13 protein-coding genes are annotated in these 18691 nt (G+C 40.9%); 7 read left to right on the top strand and 6 right to left on the bottom strand.

Annotated features, from left to right (window positions below; translation table 11 throughout):
• Positions 1-16 precede the first annotated feature (16 nt).
• Entirely contained in the window at positions 17-1135 is a 1119-nt protein-coding gene (gene dprA, locus AACH28_RS12135; protein ID WP_286709443.1) for a DNA-processing protein DprA, read from the bottom strand.
• Positions 1136-1397: 262 nt separating this feature from the next.
• Here dprA and AACH28_RS12130 point away from each other — a divergent pair, with 262 nt between their 5' ends.
• Together AACH28_RS12130 and AACH28_RS12125 are read left to right on the top strand one after the other, a co-directional pair.
• Positions 1398-1631, top strand: coding sequence for a hypothetical protein (locus AACH28_RS12130; RefSeq protein WP_341833044.1), 234 nt, complete (start codon positions 1398-1400; stop codon positions 1629-1631).
• Between the two features lie 75 nt (positions 1632-1706).
• Complete coding sequence (locus AACH28_RS12125; RefSeq protein ID WP_286882628.1) at positions 1707-2297, top strand: hypothetical protein; 591 nt, start codon at positions 1707-1709, stop codon at positions 2295-2297.
• Here AACH28_RS12125 and rsmG read toward each other — a convergent pair whose 3' ends face one another.
• Together rsmG and AACH28_RS12115 are read right to left on the bottom strand one after the other, a co-directional pair.
• On the bottom strand, positions 2298-2933 hold the full coding sequence (rsmG, locus tag AACH28_RS12120) for a 16S rRNA (guanine(527)-N(7))-methyltransferase RsmG (protein WP_075991061.1): 636 nt from the start codon (positions 2931-2933) through the stop codon (positions 2298-2300).
• A gap of 22 nt (positions 2934-2955) precedes the next feature.
• The gene (locus AACH28_RS12115) at positions 2956-4098 is read right to left on the bottom strand and encodes a glycosyltransferase (RefSeq protein WP_286710231.1); all 1143 of its coding nucleotides are present in this window, start codon (positions 4096-4098) and stop codon (positions 2956-2958) included.
• A 275-nt stretch (positions 4099-4373) separates the two neighbouring features.
• Between AACH28_RS12115 and tgt the strand changes: the two genes are divergently transcribed.
• From tgt to AACH28_RS12100, 3 genes are all read left to right on the top strand, one after another.
• A complete protein-coding gene (gene tgt, locus AACH28_RS12110; RefSeq protein ID WP_341833043.1) occupies positions 4374-5504 on the top strand; it encodes a tRNA guanosine(34) transglycosylase Tgt in 1131 nt (376 codons plus the stop codon).
• A 27-nt stretch (positions 5505-5531) separates the two neighbouring features.
• Positions 5532-6608: an LptF/LptG family permease gene (locus AACH28_RS12105; protein ID WP_286710233.1), complete on the top strand. Its 1077-nt coding sequence runs from the start codon at positions 5532-5534 to the stop codon at positions 6606-6608.
• Between the two features lie 96 nt (positions 6609-6704).
• The gene (locus tag AACH28_RS12100) at positions 6705-7616 is read left to right on the top strand and encodes an EamA family transporter (RefSeq protein WP_313419821.1); all 912 of its coding nucleotides are present in this window, start codon (positions 6705-6707) and stop codon (positions 7614-7616) included.
• A gap of 139 nt (positions 7617-7755) precedes the next feature.
• On the opposite strand, the gene AACH28_RS12095 is transcribed toward AACH28_RS12100, so the two are convergent.
• Positions 7756-10794, bottom strand: a complete 3039-nt coding sequence (locus AACH28_RS12095) for a VIT domain-containing protein (protein WP_070560677.1) — start codon at positions 10792-10794, stop codon at positions 7756-7758.
• A gap of 347 nt (positions 10795-11141) precedes the next feature.
• Between AACH28_RS12095 and AACH28_RS12090 the strand changes: the two genes are divergently transcribed.
• Together AACH28_RS12090 and AACH28_RS12085 are read left to right on the top strand one after the other, a co-directional pair.
• Positions 11142-11423 (top strand): hypothetical protein, encoded by a 282-nt coding sequence (locus AACH28_RS12090; RefSeq protein WP_286710129.1) that lies wholly within the window; start codon positions 11142-11144, stop codon positions 11421-11423.
• Positions 11424-11441: 18 nt separating this feature from the next.
• Positions 11442-12431, top strand: a complete 990-nt coding sequence (locus AACH28_RS12085) for an esterase-like activity of phytase family protein (protein WP_286710162.1) — start codon at positions 11442-11444, stop codon at positions 12429-12431.
• Positions 12432-12579: 148 nt separating this feature from the next.
• Here AACH28_RS12085 and AACH28_RS12080 read toward each other — a convergent pair whose 3' ends face one another.
• The gene (locus AACH28_RS12080; RefSeq protein ID WP_070560674.1) at positions 12580-14040 is read right to left on the bottom strand and encodes a glutamate synthase subunit beta; all 1461 of its coding nucleotides are present in this window, start codon (positions 14038-14040) and stop codon (positions 12580-12582) included.
• Positions 14041-14057: 17 nt separating this feature from the next.
• Complete coding sequence (gene gltB / locus AACH28_RS12075; protein ID WP_046674106.1) at positions 14058-18572, bottom strand: glutamate synthase large subunit; 4515 nt, start codon at positions 18570-18572, stop codon at positions 14058-14060.
• Positions 18573-18691 lie beyond the last annotated feature (119 nt).

Raw genomic sequence — 18691 nt, 5'->3', positions numbered from 1 at the left:
CATGCTATGAAATGAGCTAGTTTTTTTGAATTTCCGTCTGTCCGGTAGTTTTATAACGTTTTCCAGGTAGGGCGTGAATGAGTGACTGCATTTCAAGTTCCAATAGGATTAAGGCCAATTTACTTTGTGGCCATTTTGTGAGGTCAATCATGTGGTCTATTTCTAATTGTCCTTTTTGCTGAATGAGTGTAAAAAGGAGTTGTTGGTCTTTTGTCAGTGTCAAAGGAAGGCTAAGCTGTTGGTCAACGGCTTTTGTGCTGATTTCCCAATTCATGAGGTATTCGAGATCCTGAAGACCTCTAATCATATGAGCACGGTTGGTTTTGATGAGGTAGTTTGTGCCTTCAGAACTTTTTTCAAAAATGGAGCCAGGGAAGGCACATACATCACGGTTGTAGCTGTTGGCTATTTCTGCAGTAATTAAAGCACCACCTTTAATGGCCGCCTCGACGACAATGGTGACATCTGCCATACCGGCTATGATGCGATTGCGCATAGGAAAATTACTGCGCTCAGGTAATGTGTTGGATGTAAATTCTGTCAATAAACCGCCTTGGTCTAGCATTTTTGTGGCAAGTTCGCGATGAGATGCAGGGTAAATTCGATCGAGACCATGCCCTAATACAGCAACAGTGGGAATATTATTTTTTAGGGCGTTGCGATGTGCTAATGCGTCAATACCATAAGCAAGACCACTAACGATTAGGGTGTCTTTGGTACAATTCATGGCATCTAGCAAATCTTCGCATATTTTCTGGCCATAATAGGTTGAATGTCTAGTGCCGACGATACTAATAACTTTTGCGCTGTTGAGTGGTTGATTCCCTTTATAATAGACAACAAGCGGAGCGTCTTCACATTGCCGCAGCCTATCGGGGTAATTTTCGTCTTCCAGCCATAACGCTTGTATCTGATGTTTTTCGATAAAAGCGAGTTCTTTTTCACAGGCGGGCATATAGCTTTTATTGTATATTGCTTCGGCGATTGGCTCACGTATCCCAAGAATTTGCATCAAATCTTTTTTTGAGTACGCAAATAAGTCCGCTAAATCGTGACCTTGGTCAATGATGTGACGCGCTGTTTTAGGGCCAATCCCCTTGATTTTCGTCAAAGCTATGGGATAAATTAGTTTCATAATTGGGTTTATCTAAATATATGAAAAATATAACTAGCTGTTGTACTTTTTGTTAGAATTGCTCAGGCTTGTTGTATTTTTAGTGGAATTGCGAAGTTGTTAATCGGAGGAGATCACGTGCTTGCTGGAATACCCGCGGATTGGTATGGAATGAATGCAATTTTCCTGAGCTTATTTGAGATCGCGTGGGATGAAATATTGGTCAATTTTGGAAAGAAAGAAGAGGAATTGGTAACTTTGAGCGATTAATGATATTTTAACTATGGAAATGAAAGAACCTTTTGATATCGAATTGGGGGATATAGTTTATTCTGTTTTCCCTGAGGAAGAAGATACGTATGTTATTTTTAAGGATGGCGTGGAATACGTAAAGATTATTAAAGACAATGATACAAACTGGCTGAAACTGAATCCAGAAACGGAGCTTCCTATGTTCGGTATGGATGAAGAAGGCAATCTAATTGGCCTAGAAATTAAAAAGGAATTAGGTCTTTAGTTCCTTAAGTTAAAGATAGTTAAATACTTTTTAATTTTATTTATAGTTGGTTATTTTGGTTTATCAAATATAAATATGGTACGTATCGGATTTCTATCTTTATTGTTTTTCTGTGTCTACTTTTCATTTTATCGGCAGGGACTTTTTGCCTATCCATCGGAATTTTATCATCAGGATACCATTGGGAAAAAAGGAAGTCCAAACGATACTTTACGTTTGGATACTGTTTCGATCAAACGTAAATCAGCAGCGGATAAATGGGAAGAAAAAAAGGAGGAGTATAAGTCGATCTTTTTCTGGGGTGATACGAAAAATATGGTGACCTTGCCTCATCAGGGTGGAATTGCTGTCAATCTGAACAAGCTTTACAATAAATTCAGTCGAAAAGGACGAAATTCGAGAAAACTTCAACGTCAGTTTGAAAAAGAGTACCAACAGGATCTGATTCGCGAGGAATGGTATCCTTTGACTGGGGAATACAGCAAGCTATCGGGAGATTCTTTGCGGAAATTTAGGATATACTATGAGCCTTCCTTAAAGTGGCTTCGTGAGAATGATCGTTATGAGAAGATCGCTTATATCCATAAGTGTTTAACGAACTACCTCGATTCTGTAGACATTATCCATAGGCGACTTCAGTTTCCTATGGGTAATGCCAAACTTTAATTACATCGGTACATATACCAGATATTTTGTATCAAAGAAATCTTCTTTAAAGTAATCTGAAAGTGGGTGTAATTCTGCTTTGAGTTTAGATTCTTTGATCTCTTCGGTGAGATCTCCGCCTTTTAAGTAAAGAATTCCATTAGGGATCCCGTTTTTATCTTTTTTTGCGAATTTATTCTGTATCCAAGGCGTAAATTCTCCAAGTCTTGTCACCGCACGTGATATGACAAAATCATATTTGTCGTCGAGTTGTTCTGCGCGAATATGATCTGCTTCAACATTCTGGAGACCGAGTCCAGCTGCAACTTCACGTACGACCTTAATTTTTTTGCCGATAGAATCGACCAAATGGAATTTGACTTCAGGAAACATAATGGCCATTGGGATACCTGGAAAGCCTCCTCCGGTTCCCACATCCAAAATTTGTGTTCCTGGCGTGAGCTCTTGGACAAATTTAGCGATCCCTAGCGAGTGTAACACATGGTGCAGGTAGAGGCTATCAATGTCTTTACGTGAAATAACATTGATTTGGCTATTCCAAAATGTATAGAGGTCGGCAAGTTTTGCAAACTGTTCTTTTTGAATATCCGTTAATTTTGGAAAATAGTTATAGATGATATCAACTGTTGGATTCAAAGCTTCGTATTTTAAAAGTGAATTATTTCCAGCTTATTTTTTTCTTTTTTCTGCTGAAGATGCCATTGATGCAAATATAGAAATAGTAGATGAAGTCTACCAAAGGCAGCCACCAAATCAGTTCCTTTACTTCTAGTTTTTTATAGATGTTGGCAAATATTATCCATTGTGCAATCAGCCTTAGGAGGTAGGCTGTAACAGGAACATACCAGTACATTGGAAAGGCAATCGCTGTTGCGATAAGTGCTATGTAAAAGAATACTGCCGATACCAGCTGGGTGCCCAGCATGCGCTGATGTCGCTTTTTGTAAATAGTAGAGGCTCCTGAGTGTCTTGCTTTTTGCTTGTAATAGCTCCTCCAGGTCGCTTTGGGTTCTGAATAGACAATAGATTCGGCTGCCAGTGCAATATTAACGTTGGTCGGATTTGCATTTTGGTTGACAAAAAGATCATCATCGCCCGATTTAATATGCATATGGGCTGCAAATCCTTTGTTGCGAAAGAAAAGGTCTTTTTGGTAAGCCATGTTACGCCCTACTCCCATATAGGCATCTCCCTTTAGTGCATAGGAGAAATAACTCATGGCCGTATGGCTGGTTTCAAATCGAATCAATAGATTTAGCAAGCTCTTTTTCTTAAAATAAGGAGAATAGCCTAGTACAATTTCTGTTTCTGGTCTGAAAGCTGCTGCAATTTCTTTGAGCCATTGATCAGATTGTGGCGCACAATCCGCATCGGTAAACACCAGTGTCTGGTGCTTTGATGCTTTGATCCCCATACTGACAGCAAACTTTTTACCATGTTTCAAGCGAATATGCTCTTTGATATCCACAATTTTTAAATGGGGATATTTTGCTTCGAAATCATGCAATATCCAAGGCGTATTGTCTGTCGAGAAGTCATTGACAACAATTACTTCAAAATTGGGATAGTCTTGATTCAGTATAGTCGGAAGGAATTCAGGAATATTATCCTGTTCATTGTGCGCACAAATAATAACGGATAGCGGTGGGAATTCGGTTCCTTCTTGTACAGGTTCAATTTGATAATTACTCAATTTACTATATACAAATAAGATGTAGTACAATTGTATCAATAGGAAAAGACCCAATACTCCGAAAGCAATATATGGAAGATTGGCCAAAAATACGTGAAGGTCAAGCATAGCTCACAAAGATAAGTGCTTTCCGCAACTTTTTTATAGGGGAAAAATGATAATTTATTTTTGAAACATCCTGTTTGCAAATCTTTTTATAGTATTTTTGCAACGTATTCTAGGGATGAATCCGAGCTTGGGTGGAAATTAGGAAAGCTATAGCGACTTTTTAAGTTGCAACTAGTTGAAAATGAGTTTTTAATTTTTTACTCCAAATGCCGATATCGCCATTTCCATGGCAAATCATTCTTTAAAATAGAAATAGTCTCAGAGGAAAAATATTAATGAAATTTACGCTACAAGCACAAGATAAGTTGTCAAAAGCACGTGCAGGTGTTGTCGAAACTGCACACGGTCCCATTCAAACACCTATTTTTATGCCTGTTGGTACGGCAGGTACAGTGAAAGCAATTCATCAACATGAATTGAAGAACGATATTGAAGCGCAGATTATTCTGGGTAATACGTACCACCTCTATTTACGTCCAGGGTTGAATGTGTTGAATAAAGCCGGCGGATTGCATAAATTCAATGGTTGGGATCGACCTATTTTAACAGATTCTGGTGGTTATCAAGTGTATTCGTTGACCGAAGTACGTAAGATCAAAGAAGAAGGGGTTACCTTTCGTTCCCATATCGATGGATCAAAACATCTATTTACACCAGAAAATGTCATGGATACGCAGCGTATTATCGGTGCAGACATCATTATGGCATTTGATGAGTGTACGCCTTATCCATGTGATTATGGGTATGCACGTCGTTCTTTGGATATGACCCATCGTTGGCTGAAACGCTGTGTGGATCGTTTTGATAGCACTGATCCGCTTTATGGGTATGATCAGACTTTGTTTCCAATTGTTCAAGGATCTGTTTACAAAGATTTAAGAATAAAATCTGCGGAGACTATTGCTTCGTTTAACCGTGAAGGGAATGCGATAGGTGGATTATCGGTAGGCGAGCCTGCGGAAGAAATGTATGCTATGACCGAAGTTGTCTGTGACATCTTACCGCATGACAAACCACGTTATCTTATGGGGGTGGGAACACCGGTAAATATTCTTGAAAATATTGCCTTAGGGGTGGATATGTTCGATTGCGTTATGCCAACCCGTAATGCTAGAAATGGTATGCTATTCACACAAAATGGTATTATCAATATCAAAAATGAAAAGTGGAAAGATGATTTTTCACCAATAGAGGCGGAAAGTGATCTGCATGCAGATCACTTTTATTCGAAAGCCTATCTAAGGCATTTGATTAAATCACAAGAAATTCTTGGGGCACAAATTGCTTCTTTACATAATTTACATTTTTACCTTTGGTTGGTTAATCAGGCTAGGGAGCGAATCATTGATGGAACTTTCTACGATTGGAAAAACAAAATGGTAAAAATATTGGATCAACGTTTGTAGAACTAAATAGCTCAAGTAAAAAAAATGCTGTCGTTAATCGATCGTTACATTATCAAAAAGTATCTAAGTACTTTTTTATTCACTATGGCCATATTTACTGTTGTCATGGTGGTTTTTGACGTGTCCGAACGACTGGATGATTTTTTAAAATATCATGCACCCCTCGATAAGATTATTTTTGAGTATTATGCTGGATTTATTCCTTTTTACTTAAATTTTCTTTGTCCGCTGATCAACTTTATTGCGGTTATTTTCTTTACGTCCAAGATGGCGGACCAAACTGAAATTGTCCCAATTCTAAGTGCCGGGTATAGCTTTAACCGTTTGCTTCGTCCTTACATGATCGCTGCAACCCTGATATTTGCCATTTCTTTGGTATTCAACATTTTTATTATTCCGAATACCAATAAGATGAAGGTTGATTTTGAAAATATCTATGTAAAGCCACCCAAGGATAACTCGAGGGTTTCTACTCACATGCAGTTGGACAAAAACAGCTATGTTTATATAGATAATTTTGATAATACAACCAAAACAGGATACGGCTTTGTACTTGAAATTTTCAAAGGGGATACCCTCAAGGAAAAAATGATGGCTGACCGTATTACCTGGGACTCGGTGGCAACAAAATGGAAGATCGAGGGGTATACCAATCGTATTATCAACGGACTGCATGAACGCATGGACAAAGGAGCCGTTAAAGACACAACCTTGGATATGAAACCTTCGGATTTTGAGGTACGTGACAATATGTTTACCGCCATGGATACACGCGAATTAAATATTCGTATCCATAAGGAGGAGATCAGAGGAACAGGAGTCATGAACGATTTATTGCTTGAGAAATACAAGCGTTATGTGTATCCATTTTCAGCTTTTGTACTGACCTTGATGGGTGTGGCACTGTCCTCCAAGAAAGTGCGTGGGGGGATAGGATTGAGTCTTGGTATCGGTATCGCGCTAAGTTTTACGTATATCGTCTTTATACAGTTTGCAAACATGTTTTCTTTGAAAGGGGGACTGCCACCGTTGATAGCCGTATTAATTCCGAATGTTACCTTCTTTTTGGTAGCACTATACCTGGCGATAAAAGCGCCAAAGTAATTTTTTGTTAGTTTTCAATAACTTCAGTGAGCCTGCCTTATAAAGGGAAATAATAGGTATTGCTCATCATTTCTATACAAATGTATTCTAGAGAATATGATTAAAATTCAATTAAATCGGAATATTCTAATTCTGCATTTAACAATACTTATTTGGGGATTTACCGGAATTTTGGGTAGCTTGATTTCCGTATCTGCCCTTCATTTAGTGTGGTATCGTGTTGCAATAGCGTCTATCGCGCTGTTGATCTATTTCTTGGTAACTAAACAATCGATTGTAGTTTCGCGGAAACAATTTCTCCAATTTTTTATGGTGGGGGCCGTTGTTGGACTGCATTGGGTATTATTTTTTTATTCGATCAAAGTATCTACCGTATCGGTGACATTGGTCACGCTATCCTCGGTGACTTTATTTACGGCAATATTGGAGCCTATTGTGAATAAAAAGCGTATTGCGCTGTTGGATATTGTTGTTGGTTTGGTCATTATCATCGGTATTTATACGATCTTTTCTTTTGAAACACATTATCTTGTTGGTCTATTGGCAGGGCTTGGCTGTGCGTTTTGCGCGAGTATATTTTCTATCGCCAATGCGCGCATGGTTAAAAAATCGAGCCCGACCTTGATTACGTTCTATGAGATGATGGGGGCATGCTTCTGGATCAGCATATTGATGTTGTTTACAGGAGATTTCAATGCTGAAATGAAATTGGGACAGCAAGATTTAATTTATCTGCTGTTGTTAGGTGTGGTTTGTACGGCGGTGGCCTATGTTATGGGGGTTGCTGTCATGAAGGAATTATCTGCTTTTACTGTTGCGCTGACAACAAATCTGGAACCTGTTTATGGTATTCTGTTGGCGATGTTGATATTTGGACAAAAGGAGACCATGAGCGGTGGGTTTTATCTTGGCACTTGTATCGTTTTGGGAGCAGTATTCACTTACCCTTATGTCAAAACGAAATTAGAGAATAGACAAAAAGATCTTGTTATTCGTAAATTGCATTAATTGAAATCGGGGCTATCCAATCTTTTTGGATAGCCCCGATTTCATGTGGTTATATACCTTTCCCCTAAAGCATCATTTCATAGAGCTAATTTTCAAAGGGTTTGATTTGTTTTTTTGAACACCTTCTGTCTCTGCTCAACTACTGGAATGAAAATTCGCCAATCCCAATATTGCGCTCTTTATTGCGGTCAAGATAGATCGTAACGATTTTTCGTTCTTGCTTGCCACTGCTATAGTAGGTATAAATTTCGGCCATGACCGCTGCTGGTCCTGCTAAAGTAAGGGAATCATCGTTATAGAAGTCAACTTCAATTTTGTATTTTCCTTTTAAAGCTTTTTTTAATAGAAATTGTTCAGGGCCATAGCCACCAGTAAAGTCATTGCTGAGTCGGCCCCCAATGGCTGTGGCAGGATTACTATAGAAGCATTTTTCTTGATTTGGATCAGTTACCCAAAGGTCGATATCGGTGTTTCGTGAATTCCAATTAATGACAACACGAATGTCGACGGGTAGGTCAGCAATCAATTTTTTGTTCACGGCAACTTTGGAGCTTGCAGCTTTGTTTGCTTTAATGAGATTATTGATTTCCATGACCAATGTTTCTTCAATACCATCATCGCGATCGGCAGCTTCTGGGGAGTAGCTCTGGGTCAAAATCCCATATAATTGTTCTAGTGCCTCCTTGAACATACCTTTGTCTTGTAAAACGAGGGCATAATCGCGGTGGCTTTGTGGATCCATGGGACGCCATTTTAATACCTTAGCAGTAATGAACAGTGCATTGTCGTAATCTCCCCATTCCCGTAACTTATAGGAAATGGTTTTGTAGAGATCTGCATTTTCAATTTGTAAGTCTGCAAGTGCGCTTAAGATGAGTAAGGCTTTGTTGTGATCTCCTCTTTTGAAAAAGAAGTTTGCGACATCAAAATAGAAAGTTGGCGTTCCCATATACTGATTCCGAAGTTGGAGATAGCTTTTGTAAGGATCTTTGGATTGATTAAGGTCCTGTAAATAGGCTTGGTCTTCTTTAATTTCAGGGATGCTTATTTTTCCATGTATGCTGTTGATGCTGCTTGTCGTTTGTATGCCAGCTACGCGTTCTTCTAAGGATTGAACAACAGCGAAATCCTGAAGAACATCATCAGATGCCGCCATCGCCAATTCACTGGTAACAGCTTTGGCGGTATTTGAATTGCCTTCGGCTGACACTCTTTTTTCACTAGCGGGAGCTGATGACCTGAGTTCTTCGGCTCGTGATGTCGCGGCAGGGCTAGCTGAAGGACGCGACGGTATAGGTGTAACAGGAGCAACTCCGGTAGCCATTTCTTCGGCAACAGCAAGTTCAGGGATGGAAATCAATTTTTTACGCGTTGGGTATTTCTTTTTTTGCTGAAAATCGGTATTCCACCAGGACTGAAGCTGTTTGGTAATGTCTTGAGCCTGATCCAACAAGTCTGCTACACGTTCTTCCTTTTCTATATGTTCTTCTTTGATGAGCCGATTGAATTCGGAAAGCAATTCGGCGGGCGGAGTTATTGCATAACGTACGTAATCTTCTGTGGTTTCCAGTACAATCAGGCTGGTATTTCGGGTAACAATACCGAACTGTTTGCCAAGTGTTTCAATTTCTTCACGATTGTCTTCGTATTGAAGATCCAACGCTTCAATTTTCTTTTGTGCCCAGATCTGCTGTAGGTCAATTTCACCATGGTCAGGCTGTAGCGCTATACTAATCTCTTGCGGTGCTTGTTGCCCATCTCCTACAAGTACGGTGATCTGCTTTAATCCCGGGCTTTTCCCTACGCCTGCGAGAGAAAAATTGGCTTGTACTGGCGTGCCTTTTTGAGGATAAACTTCCTCAAAATCATTTTTTTCTTTTATCCCCAGGTAAATAAGGTCTATCGTATTTAGCTTATGGTACGCTTCAGTTGTTGAGGTATTGGCTAAATTGATCATCTTTCCAAGATGTTTCTGGGAAATTTGTTTTAGGACACCGTAGTCCGATCCATTGGACGAAGTAATGCAATAAACTGGATTGTCAAGGTTGATTTTACTTTGACCAAATGTAGAAAGGCCATCGCTAAACAGCAGGTAATTGTTGGCCTGTATTACACCGGTTTTTATTTGACTATAGTCTGTGCCGCCATCGTAGTCAATTCCTTTGATGTAGTTTTTGAGATCATTCCAATTACCTTGTCGTACCTGAAACGTATGACCTTTTACAAAGCGGATATCCAATAAGCCGAGATCGACAGTCATATTGGGGTTTTCTTTAAAAAAGAGATCTAATAGGGCGAGTTCCTTTTCTATATCTCTATTTTTACTGCTGAGCGAGCGGTCCCATATAATTCCAATACTGTGCCCCCATTTTTTTTGAGTAGATTTTGTCGCGTTTGCCGTTACATTGGCAAGAAAGTAGAAGCTTTTATCCCCATTTTCCTGAAATAGGCCAGATGCTTCCTTGTTGCCTGTCGGCAGTTGAAGAACTAAATTTCGCTGGGATTTAAACTGTTGTTTATGTAAAGAAGCTGTGTAATTGCTGTTATGCTGTGAGAAAGCCAAAGAACCGTCTGGTTTCTCGGTGAAATCTGGCTTATCGGTATTTTGAAAGACATGAATATCCAATGCGAAGTTTTCAATGGGGGAACTATAGTTTAAGGGTAGATGGTAGTACCGAGCCTGATCCGATGTTGTGGTCAGATTTTCTGAATAGCTAATCTGAACGGTACGCTTCCCATTCGCTGGTAAAGGGTAAATTCGAGTTCGGAAATTATTTCCTTCGACTTTTTCCAATAAACCCGGATCAATGCGGCGTGTTTCTATACTTTCAAATACTTCGGTTCCTTTATTCTTATCGACTGGAACTGCTTGTCGTAATTTGCCGTTGATATCTAAGGCGTAGCCGCTCACGGAGACACCTTCAGGCATAGGGAATGTCAGTTCGCCCTCGAGATCGCGGTTGGTCTTGTTATCAAAGACCATTGTCATCGTCGTTTTGGCTATATTTCCGAATATGACGACAGCTATTTTTAGGTCTGCCAATATCACCTTGTTTTGCTGGCCATCGCCATCTTTAATTTTTAAGCTTGGTATTTCGCGTGTAGTTCTGATCTGAGATTTCGTATCCACATTGGAAAATACCAAAATTATGCAAAGGGCAACTATGATCTTTTTCATCTTTCTATTTTTAGTAGGTGAGGGCAGAGAATATACTGTTAATTCGCTGCACAATTAGCTATTTATTCTTGTAGTGATGCCGGGAAATTCAAAATTCCATAATCGAGGATAATTAATTTTTATACCGTGTTTTTTACGGTTGATGCAGTTTATTTAAACTTATGTTAATCATTGGCTAATATTTGGCTTTTATGTTTGCAATACCGTTGGGTTGCCCACTGCGCATGGATTGTGTAGACAAAACCTGCTGTGTTATAGCCTAAGCAAGACGATAAGAATGAAATTTAACTAGTTGAACGTGTCCGAAATATGGATAACAGTAAGCATTATTTGAAAAATTTAGACAGATGAAAAAAATATACAGTGTATTGGCGTTGGCCCTATTATGTGCTTCATGTAGTAAAGATGACGTATCGCAGATTACTGATCCGATTGAACTGACCTATCCCGAAAAGGCCATAGCAACAGATCCCAAAGTATTGATTGATGTTAATGGGGTAAAAGTGTATAATGGGGGTTATGGATCATCGATGGCTCAAGATCCTACTGATAAATCTATATTTTATCTTTTAACGGATAGGGGACCAAATATTGATGGGACGGAAAATGATAGTAAAGTATTTGCTTAGCCAACATTTACACCGCAGATCGGTAAATTCAGATTAAAAGACAATACGCTAACATTGGAATCTGTTATCGAATTGAAAAATAAAGATGGTGTGAAATTGAATGGTCTACCAAATCCAGAAGGGAAAGGTGGTTCTGGGGAAAAAGCATTGGGGGTTGATGGTAATGATCTAGGGAAAAGTGAGGATGGAATCGATTCAGAGGGACTAGCGAGAGCGGCGGATGGTTCTTGGTGGGTCAGTGACGAATACGGACCACATATCGTTCATTTTGACGCTTCGGGAAAGGAAATAGAGCGGATCAATCCGTGGTCTACGGGTAAAAAGTTGCCTTTGGTATTTGCCAAACGTCGTCCTAATCGTGGAATGGAAGGATTGACGCTCACACCAGATGGTAAAACACTGGTCGGAATTATGCAATTTCCACTTTATAATCCATCTAAAGATGCGATTAAAAATTCATTGGCAATCCGTATTGTTACGCTGGATATTGCGAGCGGCGTCACGAAACAATATGTCTATATGATGGAGCGTACCGATTTGCAGGCAGTAAGTGAAATCGCTGCCGTGAGCAATTCAACATTTATTGTATTGGAACGTGACGGGGAATACGCGACAGAAACAACTCGTTCTACTGTATTTAAGAAGATTTATAAAATAGATCTTTCTGGCGCAACAGATATCTCAGATGCGAATAATACGGCAACGGGGAAATTATTTGATGGTAAAACTGTGGAGGAACTCAAAGACGCGGCTACATTGGCAAAATATAATATTAAACCAGTCAATAAGACATTGGTCGCCGATTTAATGACGGATATCAAGGAATTGTATCCGCATGATAAAGCTGAGGGCCTGGCTGTCATTAATCCATCTCTGATCGCGGTATGTAATGATGATGATTTTGGGGTAACGGGAAAAGGTTTTTATGCGACGAAAATATTACCTTATATAAAGACCGTAGACAAAAACAGTATTTATTTTGTTAAACTTAAGGATCCATTGAAATAGTGGCTAACTATTAATTATAAAAAGGTCCGTTGAATTCTCAACGGACCTTTTTATGTTTTGTGCTGTCCAAGCTTTTATCCTTGTTACGAAGTCTAAACGTAGCTTAGCATATCACTGGTATGATCTCTCTATTGAGAACTTCCTTCTTTTAAGCATTTATTGTTGCCAGGAAGTCCTTGCTTTCAAGCTCTGAATACCCCATTAAGTATTCGTCTACTTTTCGAGCACATTCGCGTCCTTCAGAGATGGCCCAAACAACAAGCGACTGGCCTTTACGGCAATCTCCAGCAGTGAAGATATTATCAATTGTCGTTTGGTAGTCTTTATCATTTGCAAGGATATTTCCTTTTTCATCGACACGTACACCCAATTGTTCTAGGAGCGTATGTTCAGTGTGTTGATAACCAATAGCCAATAAGACGAGGTCTGCTGGTATTTCACGGATCTCGGATTCTCCTAAGCGGGTTCTTTTTCCAAATTCATCAACTTCGTATTGAACCTCTTTGATTTTTATAGCTTTGATATGGCCATCTTCATCTTTAACAAATTCTTGCGTTTCTGTAGCCCAAAGTCTTTCACAGCCTTCTTCCTGAGAAGAGGAGGTTCCGAATGTGAGCTTGTCCATTGGCCAAGGATTGTTCTTTAGACGTTGTTTAGAAGGTGTAGGTTTGCGGGCAATCTGTGTGATACTTTTTGCACGATGACGATTGGATGTACCAATACAGTCTGATCCGGTATCACCATCACCGATGACAACAACATGCTTGTCTGTTGCCAGGATGCGGTCTTGTTCGATAGCAATTCCACTTACTTCTTTATTTTGCTGGGTCAGAAAGTCCATAGCAAAATGTATGCCTTTAGCTTCATGCCCTGGTAATTGCATGTGCCATGGAACGGTAGAGCCTGTTGCCAATATAACTGCATCATAAGCTTTTAATTCATAAAAGCTGATATCTTTGCCAACTTCTGTATTAACCTTGAATTCTATTCCCGATTCTTTCAGGAGATTGACACGGCGATCGATCACCGATTTTTCTAATTTAAAATCCGGAATACCGTAGCGGAGTAATCCTCCAACCTGATCATCACGTTCGAAAACAACAACATCGTGTCCTGCTTTATTGAGCTGAGCAGCAGCCGCTAGTCCGGCTGGACCGGAGCCCACGACGGCGACGCGTTTGCCTGTTTTTAAATAACTTTTATGTGCTTTGACATAACCCTTTTTAAAAGCAATCTCGATAATATGTTTTTCGATCTCCTCGATAGTGATCGGAGTACTATGTATACCAAGTACACAGGCTGATTCGCATGGTGCCGGACATATTCTACCTGTAAATTCAGGGAAGTTATTGGTGGAGGACAAAATCTGATAGGCCTCTTCCCATTTTCCATCGTATACGGCATCGTTAAATTCAGGGATGACATTGCCCAGTGGACAGCCTGAATGACAAAATGGAATACCGCAGTCCATGCAGCGCGCGGCCTGCTTATTGAGCTCGTTCTCAGAATACCCTTTATTGAATTCTTTATAGTGCTGTACGCGACCTTCAACAGCTTCTTTTGTTGGAAGCACGCGCTCAAATTCTTTAAAACCTGTAATTTTTCCCATGATCTGTGCTTCCTATATTATGCTTCAACTAATTTTTGACGAATGACATTTTTGTATTCTCTCGGGAATACCTTAATGAATTTATTTTTTTCTCTTGACCAATTTTGTAGTATGAAATCTGCTCTACGGCTATTGGTGAGCAAGATATGACGTTTCAGTAAGGCGATAATTGCGGTTTCGTCTTCACTTTCCAATGGATCCAGATCGACCATTTCCTGATTACAGTTTTCGCGGAAATCTTCATTAATGTCGTAGATCCACGCAATACCACCGCTCATTCCGGCAGCAAAGTTACGACCTGTAGCACCCAAGATCAGCGCACGCCCCCCTGTCATGTACTCACAGCCATGGTCACCAACACCTTCAACTACAGCTGTTGCACCAGAGTTACGTACGGCGAAGCGTTCACCGGCCTGTCCGTTGACGAATAGATGCCCAGATGTTGCTCCAAATAGTGCAACGTTGCCAATAATGATATTATCTTCCGGTACTAGAGCACTTTCTGCAACTGGATAGATGGCTAACTGAGCTCCTGATAGTCCTTTTCCAACATAGTCATTGGCTTCACCTTGTAATTCAAATGAAAGACCTTTCGTTGAAAATGCACCAAAACTCTGTCCGGCAGAACCTTCAAATTTGAAATTGATGGTATTGTCTGGAAGACCTTCTGAACCATAAAGTTTTGAAATTTCATTGGACAGCATGGTTCCGATGGTACGGTCTGTGTTTTTTACTTTAAATGTGCCAAATACAGGCGTTTTGCTTTCTAAAGCCAACTTGGATTGTTTTAATAAGCCCCAATCCAAAATCATGGCCATACCGTGATCCTGCTCTTCGGTATTGTATAACGATTGTCCAGGCTCGTTGCGTTCCACATGTAGAATGTCTGTGAAATCAATTTTCTTAGCTTTCCAATGGTCTATATTTTCCCGTTTCTTTAAGAACTGAGCCCGCCCGACCATCTCGTTGATGGTGCGGAAGCCAAGATAAGCCATCGTTTCACGGACTTCCTCTGCTAGGAAGGTAAATAAGTTGACAATATCTTCTGGTTTTCCAGAGAATAATTTACGCAGTTCTGGATCTTGCGTTGCAACACCCACAGGGCATGTATTCAAGTGGCATTTACGCATCATGATACAGCCACCGGCAACCAATGCTGCTGTAGATACGCCCCATTCCTCAGCGCCCAATAGTGTGGCGATGATGATGTCACGACCTGTTTTTACCTGACCGTCCGCCTGCAACACAACGCGACTGCGCAATTTGTTTTTAACAAGTGTCTGATGCGCTTCTGCAAGCCCTAATTCCCAAGGCAATCCAGCGTGTTTGATTGAACTGATCGGGGATGCACCTGTACCACCATCAAAACCTGCGATAAGAATCACGTCGGCATGGGCCTTCGCCACTCCGGCAGCAATGGTACCAACACCCGCTTTAGAGACCAACTTTACGTTGATTCTTGCTTGACGGTTAGCATTCTTTAGGTCAAAGATCAGCTGCGCTAAATCTTCGATGGAGTAAATATCGTGATGGGGTGGTGGTGAAATTAGACCGACACCCGGTGTAGAGTGTCTGGTTTTTGCAATCCAGGCATCCACTTTGGGGCCGGGTAATTGACCTCCTTCTCCCGGTTTGGCACCTTGCGCCATTTTGATTTGTAGTTCGTCTGCTTGTGTCAGATAGTTGGAAGTAACACCAAAACGAGCCGAGGCAACCTGTTTTATTGCCGAGCGCATAGAATCTCCATTTGGAAGCGGTTGATAACGCAATTCATCTTCGCCGCCTTCACCGGTGTTCGATTTTGCGCCGATGCGGTTCATGGCGATGGCAAGGGTGCTATGCGCTTCGTGGGAAATTGATCCAAAAGACATCGCACCGGTTGCGAAACGTTTTAGAATTTCACTAGCAGGTTCTACTTGCTCCAATGGAATAGAATTGCGATGTTTTGCAAAGTCCAACAATCCGCGAAGGGTAAACATGTGTTCTTTTTGCTCATTGATTTTCTGCGCGTATTTTTTATAGGTCGCATAATCTCCAGTGCGACAGGCTTGTTGCAATAGGTGAATCGTGTCTGGATTCCAAAGGTGGCCTTCACCACGACGCTTCCATTGATAAATACCGCCTTCTGGCAATAGATTTTGTGGAGTACGGCTTTTTTCAAATCCGCGCCAATGTTTTGAAAGAGCTTCTTTAGCCAGATCATCCAAGGTCATACCGCCGATACGTGAGACAGCTCCGCAAAAGAATTTATCGACAACAGACTTGTCAATACCAAGTACCTCAAAGATCTGTGCACCGTGGTAGGATTGCAATGTGGAGATCCCCATTTTGGAGAAAATTTTCAACAAACCATTGTTAACGGCTTTGACGTAATTTTTGGATAGTTCAGGCCAAGTCAGTTCGGTATCCAAGGTGTTTTGTTCCTTCATGGTACGGATACTTGCCAAGGCCATATAAGGATTGATCGCTGTGGCACCGAATGCCAATAGGCAGGCAAAATGGTGTACTTCCCAAGCATCACCGGCTTCGACCACTAGGCCTACAGCACCACGATTACCTGTTTTGATCAAGTGGTGATGGACTGCCGAAACAGCAAGTAATGAAGGTATAGCTGCATGTTTGGAGTCAATCGCACGATCCGAAAGAATGAGTACTTCAAAACCATCACGTACAGCATCATCCGCATAGCGGCACAAGCGTTCCAGACCGGCTTCCAATGATCCAGGTTTACCATCTGAGCGGAAGTAAGACTGGATGGTTTTTGCTTGGAACAATCCTGTATCGATCGAACGCAATTTCTCCAGTTCTTTGGAGGTCAGGATCGGATGCGGTAAGGTTACACAGTGACAGAATTTCTTGTCTTCGATTAGGATATTGCCTGCGTTACCGATAAATGTTGCTAAACTCATGACCAAGCGTTCGCGAATCGGATCGATCGGTGGGTTGGTTACTTGGGCAAAAAATTGCTTAAAATAACTTGAAATATGTTGTGGTTGATCGGAAAGAATGGCTAGCGGAACATCGGACCCCATGGAGCCTGTTGGTTCGTATCCTGTCAATGCCATTGGGGTCAGGATGGTTTCTAGATCCTCGCGGGAGAAACCAAACGTCTTTTGATATTTGAAAACAGAATCTTTGGAAAGATAGGTGTAGGTTACACGAGGTTCTTCCAGTTCTTCTAGCTTAATTTTATAGTTGTCCAACCAATCACTATAAGGCTGTTGGTTGATCAATTGATCTTTTACTTCGTTATCGGTGAGGATACGGCCTTGTTCCATGTCGACAAGGAAAATCTTGCCTGCTTGTTGACGGCCTTTTTTGATGATGGTAGACTCCTCGATCGGAAGTGCCCCTGCTTCAGAAGCAACAACGACGCGGTCGTCTGAGGTTACGGCATAACGTAGCGGGCGTAAGCCGTTGCGGTCTAATGTAGCACCAATATGCTTGCCATCGGTGAAGCAGAGTGCTGCAGGACCATCCCAAGGCTCCATCAAGGTTGCGTGATATTCGTAGAAAGCACGTTTTAAAGGATCCATTTGCGTATTGCCATCCCAAGCCTCAGGGACCAACATCAACATCACATGGGTGAGACTACGTCCGCTATGTAAAAGCAGCTCGGCTACATTGTCAAGGCAGGCAGAATCTGATTGACCACGGTCAACAATAGGAAGTAAGATTTCCATCTCTTCTTCCGTAAAATACGGCGATGATAAAGCGCGCATACCTGCGTAAAACCAATTCAGGTTACCTGTCAATGTATTGATCTCGCCATTGTGTGCCAGCATACGGAATGGCTGAGCGAGGGACCATGAAGGAAAAGTATTGGTGGAAAAGCGCGAGTGAACTAAGCCAAAAGCAGATACCACACGAGGATCGCGTAAATCAAGATAATAAGTTCCGACCTGGTATGTTGTTAATTGACCTTTGTAAATAATTGTTTTGCAAGAAAGCGATGCAAAGTAAAGGGGGAGAGGGTATTCTTGTTGTTGTTTAACTTTTTGAATGATCAGGCGACGTAGTACAAAAAGTTTGCGTTCAAATTCTTCAGTGTTTGAAACGCCGTCCGGTCTGCTAACAAAAAATTGGACTATTTCAGGTTCTGCACTGAGCGCTGTTGGTCCAATACCTTCACGATTGACTGGTACTGGACGGTAGCCAAGGAATTTCATACCCCTTTCTGCTGCCGCTTCCTCAATCAAATCCCGACATATTTTGTTCATGTCTTCTTCTTTTGGAAGAAAGACCATACCTGTGCCATAATAACCTGGCTCTTCCAATTGTATACCCAAGTTGATACATTCTTCCCATAAAAATTCATGGGGAAGCTGGATCATGATACCCGCTCCATCACCGCTTTCTGGGTCACAGCCACAAGCACCACGGTGCTCCATATTCTCCAACATGGTTAATGCATCTTTTACTTGTGCGTGTGATTTATTCCCTTTGATATGGGCGACAAAGCCTACCCCACAGGCGTCATGCTCAAAATTAGGGTCGTAGAGGCCCTCCGTTTTCGGTCTTTGTTGAATCATCTTTCCTTTTCAAATATTATACATTGCTAATATAGGAATAAAAAACGGAAATATTATAAATATTATAATGAAAATGTATTTAGTTTGATTTTATCATTTCTTTTGATATGTTTTATTGC

The sequence above is a fragment of the Sphingobacterium thalpophilum genome (assembly GCF_038396785.1).
Taxonomy (GTDB): Bacteria; Bacteroidota; Bacteroidia; order Sphingobacteriales; family Sphingobacteriaceae; genus Sphingobacterium; species Sphingobacterium thalpophilum_A.
Note: the sequence above shows the minus strand (reverse complement) of the source record. Positions and strands in the feature narration are given on the sequence as shown.

Excerpts from the sequence above, each read along its gene's own strand:
- dprA (WP_286709443.1), bottom strand. The coding sequence starts at position 1,135 with ATGAAACTAATTTATCCCATAGCTTTGACGAAAATCAAGGGGATTGGC.
- AACH28_RS12130 (WP_341833044.1), top strand. The coding sequence starts at position 1,398 with ATGGAAATGAAAGAACCTTTTGATATCGAATTGGGGGATATAGTTTAT.
- AACH28_RS12125 (WP_286882628.1), top strand. The coding sequence starts at position 1,707 with ATGGTACGTATCGGATTTCTATCTTTATTGTTTTTCTGTGTCTACTTT.
- AACH28_RS12115 (WP_286710231.1), bottom strand. The coding sequence starts at position 4,098 with ATGCTTGACCTTCACGTATTTTTGGCCAATCTTCCATATATTGCTTTC.
- tgt (WP_341833043.1), top strand. The coding sequence starts at position 4,374 with ATGAAATTTACGCTACAAGCACAAGATAAGTTGTCAAAAGCACGTGCA.
- AACH28_RS12100 (WP_313419821.1), top strand. The coding sequence starts at position 6,705 with ATGATTAAAATTCAATTAAATCGGAATATTCTAATTCTGCATTTAACA.
- AACH28_RS12095 (WP_070560677.1), bottom strand. The coding sequence starts at position 10,794 with ATGAAAAAGATCATAGTTGCCCTTTGCATAATTTTGGTATTTTCCAAT.
- AACH28_RS12090 (WP_286710129.1), top strand. The coding sequence starts at position 11,142 with ATGAAAAAAATATACAGTGTATTGGCGTTGGCCCTATTATGTGCTTCA.
- AACH28_RS12080 (WP_070560674.1), bottom strand. The coding sequence starts at position 14,040 with ATGGGAAAAATTACAGGTTTTAAAGAATTTGAGCGCGTGCTTCCAACA.
- gltB (WP_046674106.1), bottom strand. The coding sequence starts at position 18,572 with ATGATTCAACAAAGACCGAAAACGGAGGGCCTCTACGACCCTAATTTT.